Here is a 4,861-nt window from a genome sequence, read left to right on the forward strand (position 1 = left end):
GTGGACAATGAACCATCGTGACCGGTATTCATGGCTTGTAGCATATCCAGGGCCTCTCCTCCTCTAACCTCGCCCACCACGATCCTATCCGGTCTCATTCTCAAGGCGTTTCTCACCAAATCCCTTATGGTTACTTGCCCTTTTCCTTCGATATTTGGGGGACGGGATTCCAATCGAATGACGTGTTCTTGGCGAAGTTGGAGCTCCGCCGCATCCTCTATGGTGATAATTCGCTCATCCGGAGGGATGAAGGAAGAAAGAACATTCAGGGTCGTGGTCTTTCCCGATCCCGTTCCTCCGGAGACCATGATATTCAGCCTACCCTTAACACAAGCTTCCCAGAATAGAGCGATTCTTCTGGTCATGGTGCCGAAGTTTATGAGATCCTCGACGGTATACGGATCGCGGGCAAATTTTCTGATGGTGAGTTTGGCGCCATCGATGGCTAGGGGAGGAATGATGGCATTCACTCGAGAGCCATCGGGGAGCCTCGCATCGACCATGGGAGCACTCTCATCGATCCTTCTTCCCACCTGAGCCACGATCTTATCGATTATCCGTCTTAAGTGAGCCTCATCGATGAATTTCTGGTCCGTGGGATAAATCTTTCCGAATTTTTCGATATAGATGGTATCCGGACCGTTGACCATGATCTCAGTGACTTCTGGATCGTCCAGGAATTCTTCTAAGGGACCATAGCCCAAGACATCATGGGTAATGCTCTCAACGAGTTGCATTTTTTCTTCAGAGGTGAGGGTCGTTTTTTCCTGGGAGATTAACTCCTGCAGCTTTTGCTGGACTCTCGTCTGAAGTTCCCTTAAGTCCACATTTTGATCATAAAGTTCCGGTCCCAGCTCTTCGATTAATGAGCGGTGGATCTGCTGGGTCAACTTTTCTAGCAATCTACGGCGGGGGGAAATTCGAGCTATCTTCTCCTCCTCGCCTATCTTTTTAATCTGGGCTATCCTTTCGTGGAGGGTCATGCTATCGCTTCCCTTCTGATTGGTCTCTCTTTAGGTGCTCGTTTATCGCTCATTTTGTTGAGTGATCTAAACAGCTCCTTGAGTCGGTTTAAACTCTTACTGAAGGGAGCCTGTGGTGAATCCAGAACCACTGGGACTCCCCTATTTATGGAGAGAGGTACCTTTTTATCGGTGGGAATGCAGGTGGAGACACGCACTCCTAAAGCCCTTTCCACCTCAGCGAGATTTAAACCCATTCTGTCATCGGCTCGGTTGATTATCAGTTTCGTTATCTCCTGATAACCCAACAACTTCAGTGTCTGCAGGCAAAGTTTTATATTTTTTAAGGTCGGGATATCCATGGTGGCTACGAGACATATCTGATTGGTTTCATCCAAGACGGTGAGCACATGGTCATTAAAGGAAGGTGGAGTATCCACCACTATGTAATCGAAGGATTTTCTCAAAGCATTCAGGATTTGTTGCACCCTTTTGCTGGATATCAAATCCGCTAATTCGGGTTGGAGTGGAGCGAGAAGTGCTCTTACTCCGGAATCGTGGGAGGCAAGAAAACCGCTCAATACCTCGATATCCAGATTTTCCCCCACGCAAGCGGCGTCGTAAATTGTGTGTTCGGGATTGAGTTTGAGCATCACTCCAACGTCGCCAAATTGAAGATCGAGGTCGAGTAGAACCACGCTGGTTCCATGATCTTTGGCGAGTGAGACTGCGAGATTCGTGGCGATGACCGTTTTGCCCACGCCACCTTTAGTGCTAAAGATGGTGAGAATCTTGCCCTTATTCCCAGTGAAAGCAGGTGTTTCTTTGAGGATTTCATAAGCCCGCTGGATGGTGGAGATTAGCTCATCGGTTCGAGTTGGAAAGGTGAGAAAATCGATCCCCTGCCTGTGGGCAAACGTGGCTTTCTTTTGGTTGCATGGTTTAGAGCCGTTGACCGGGAGAATGACGGTTGTGTTGGTTTTCTCTCTTATATTTTTGGCGAGATCAGCGATGGGTTTTCCCTTCCATCCCGGACCGATCAACAGCACACAGGGAGCGTGTTCCTTCACGAGAGCCTCAATTTGATCGAGTTTGGTGGCAAAGGCTCGTACGGAAATATCTTTATTATCCTTCAAAGCCCATCGAATTTCCCTATCGAAATCTTTATCCGGATCGGCCAGGATTAAGGCAATCATTAAGACCATCCTCTCTACCTAAAGATAGATTCCATTGTCTGCCCCGGTGTTTCCGCAGGCTGAGTATCATTGGTCCGTCCAGGTGCAGTGGGCATTAGTGCTATCCAAACATGACCCTTTTCCTCGGCGAAGACGAGTTTTTCGGCATCGGCGGGGGGAACTGCAAGGGTGATGGTTTTCTTGCTTAAGTTCGAGGTATTGCCTATCCCCGGTTTTTTAGAAGTCCTCTGAATCTCCGCTGAGGTCGCGAGGACTTCCACATTTTGCAGCAGGATGCGGGTCACATCGGAACCTCCTGGTCCGGGTGTGAAAGTGGCTATGACAGTTACGCGATCACCCGGGTTTATTTTGTCCGAGACACCGACCACTTCGTCCACGGGAATGGAGATGGCCACCATGTTATGGGGAATTCTCAAGGATAATTCCGCCGTGGAGGAATCCTTGAATTTGCCTTCCATGAGTTGTTCCCCCTCGCTCAAGGAGATGGTCAACACCTTACCGTCGACCTTCGCGGGAGAGGAGATAGCCCCTGAAGCTACGTACCTTTTTGGAATCTTCTTCAAGACCACCAGGTTTTTATCCAACATTTCTCCGATGGTCAGTCCAGCTGGAATATTTTCTCTTGCCACCAATATCTCCATTAACTTTCCGCCCTCTTTAATCTGCGACTCTATATTTTGGATGTAGGTAGCCACACCCATTGTGGCCAGCACTCCCAAAAGTGCGGCGATGAGCACCATTACCAGTTTGGATTTCATTTACAATCTCCTCCCTTTACCATTAGTCAACCAACCAAACGGCAAAAATTCCGAAGTCGTAAGGTGGTTTTTCTTCACCACCCGCACCGGTGGTTACCGTACCGTTAGTGAAGTATCCATTTATGGTTTTTGGATTTCCTTTGAGATCGAAATTGGTGATCACGAATTCGGCGAATCCCACGATATGGTATTTACCTGGACTTCCACCGCCTTTGGTATAGTCATAAAGGGGTAAGACGACGCTTGGATCGTGTTCTTTTCTCCAGCTCAGGGCATCCTTTAGGGCGGCCCTAACCCCTTCACCATTGGCGACGAATCCGATGGATACCTCCTCCGGGTAACCATGGCGAATCCAATCATCGAAATCGGGGGTTCCACCACCACCGGTATCGAAATCGCAGAGCCAGAAGTATCCCTTTTGAGCCGATCCCGAGGTGGAAGCAGTCTCGGTTTCGCTTGAGGCACTGGTGGTAAGGTAAGCGGTATTATTCATCACGGCGGAGGAGCTACTGGTTGTCACCATAAAACTGACGGTTCTTCGCTCGCCAGAGGGAATATCCCGGAATTTCCAAGCGATGGTATTTGTGCCTTTGTGATAGCAGCAACGGCATTTGCAACGATCACAGCATCCACATTCACAGTCGCAGCCCCCGCATTGGGAACATGTGCAACTGCTGCAGCAGGAACAACCACATCCGCAACAAACACCGCCTTTTACATAAGTGGCGCCCTTTGGAATGGGATCTTCGATTGTGATATCCACCGATTTATTGGTGGTGTTGATGTAAGAAATGGTATATTTTATGGTATTTTTGTCCACAGTGGCGGTTTTGGAGAATGATTCCACCGGTCTGTCCTCTCCCAATTCAAATTGAGCTTCATTTTCCTGTCCGATGTGGGTGGTCACCGATTGCAGAGGAACGATGATTGGAACCAGGTTGCTGACACTGGAGGCAACATCATAGGCGGCTGTCGCCGTGGCTTTAACGGGAGCATCTTTAACCCCAAAAACCTTTGCCAACAAGAGGTTTCTCGAGGTGGTGCAGATCACCCTGACCCGATTGGCTCCAGGGTAATCGATGGTTATTTGCTCCGGGGATACATTGGTGTTTTCAATGATGTACCTTTCCGCTGAAACCTCAGCTTGTTCCGCATCTCTTCCCTCCGCCAAGTCGATGGCTGCTGCTAGAGCTGCTGCATCGACGGCCGTTTGAAGCTGCCTCCGCTCTTGATATAAGAGCCCAAGGTCCACAACGAGAGCAGCAACCGTGATGAGCATGGCTAAGGCAGAGGCCACCAATATGGTTATCGCTCCTTTTTCATTCAAATTGAATATGTGCTTCATCCTTTAACTTCCACCTTCCCTAAAGCTCAATGCGCATTTGTGCCTTACTCATCAGGGGAATTGTCTCTGATCCCCACAAGGGTATATCCAGTGGGAAATCGTACCTGACCACGACTTCCACCGGTTCACCGTGTCTGTTTCCGTTGGGATAGTTGGTGATTATGGATGTGGGATTCACGGGATATGCTCTTTCCCTCACCACTTCTTCACTGTATTTTCCAACCGCGGCGAGTCTCGCTCCCTCCCTCGCCGCGTGGGTTATCGCGAGGTAGTGATTGTAAGCTATTCCAAATTCCAGAATGCTGAAAAGAATGAGTATGAGAATTGGAAGTATCAATGCAAATTCAACGGAACTTGTACCCTTTTCTTCTATAATTTTCCATCTCATCATTTGGCTCACTTCCTTTTTAAACATTTTGAGGAGTGAGACTCCGCCCACCTGGGCGGAGTCTCAAGTTTTTGGGTCTAATTTTACTTTGCATTATACGCCGGATAGTGCTGCAACGACTCTATCAAACACCGCCACAAGTTGATTTCCCAGAAGAGCTACGGTAGCAATGATTACAACGGCAATTAAGGCGACCATTATTCCGTACTCTA

At 48.6% G+C, this 4,861-nt stretch carries 5 protein-coding genes; all 5 read right to left on the bottom strand.

Annotated elements, in window-relative coordinates; genetic code table 11:
* Nucleotides 1-983: CpaF family protein (locus AB1466_07375; protein ID MEW6189905.1), on the bottom strand; the 983-nt coding region annotated here is incomplete at its 3' end.
* Nucleotides 980-2,158 (bottom strand): P-loop NTPase, encoded by a 1,179-nt coding sequence (locus AB1466_07380; protein MEW6189906.1) that lies wholly within the window; start codon nucleotides 2,156-2,158, stop codon nucleotides 980-982. The genes AB1466_07375 and AB1466_07380, both read right to left, overlap by 4 nt.
* Nucleotides 2,159-2,172: 14 nt before the next feature.
* On the bottom strand, nucleotides 2,173-2,916 hold the full coding sequence (gene cpaB, locus AB1466_07385; GenBank protein ID MEW6189907.1) for a Flp pilus assembly protein CpaB: 744 nt from the start codon (nucleotides 2,914-2,916) through the stop codon (nucleotides 2,173-2,175).
* Nucleotides 2,917-2,938: 22 nt separating this feature from the next.
* Nucleotides 2,939-4,261, bottom strand: coding sequence for a Tad domain-containing protein (locus tag AB1466_07390; protein MEW6189908.1), 1,323 nt, complete (start codon nucleotides 4,259-4,261; stop codon nucleotides 2,939-2,941).
* A gap of 19 nt (nucleotides 4,262-4,280) precedes the next feature.
* Entirely contained in the window at nucleotides 4,281-4,652 is a 372-nt protein-coding gene (locus AB1466_07395; protein MEW6189909.1) for a TadE/TadG family type IV pilus assembly protein, read from the bottom strand.
* Between the last annotated feature and the right edge of the window lie 209 nt (nucleotides 4,653-4,861).

This window comes from Actinomycetota bacterium (assembly GCA_040755895.1).
Classification (GTDB): domain Bacteria; phylum Actinomycetota; class Aquicultoria; order Subteraquimicrobiales; family Subteraquimicrobiaceae; genus Subteraquimicrobium.

Excerpts from the sequence above, each read along its gene's own strand:
- cpaB (MEW6189907.1), bottom strand. The coding sequence starts at position 2,916 with ATGAAATCCAAACTGGTAATGGTGCTCATCGCCGCACTTTTGGGAGTG.
- AB1466_07390 (MEW6189908.1), bottom strand. The coding sequence starts at position 4,261 with ATGAAGCACATATTCAATTTGAATGAAAAAGGAGCGATAACCATATTG.
- AB1466_07380 (MEW6189906.1), bottom strand. The coding sequence starts at position 2,158 with ATGATTGCCTTAATCCTGGCCGATCCGGATAAAGATTTCGATAGGGAA.
- AB1466_07395 (MEW6189909.1), bottom strand. The coding sequence starts at position 4,652 with ATGATGAGATGGAAAATTATAGAAGAAAAGGGTACAAGTTCCGTTGAA.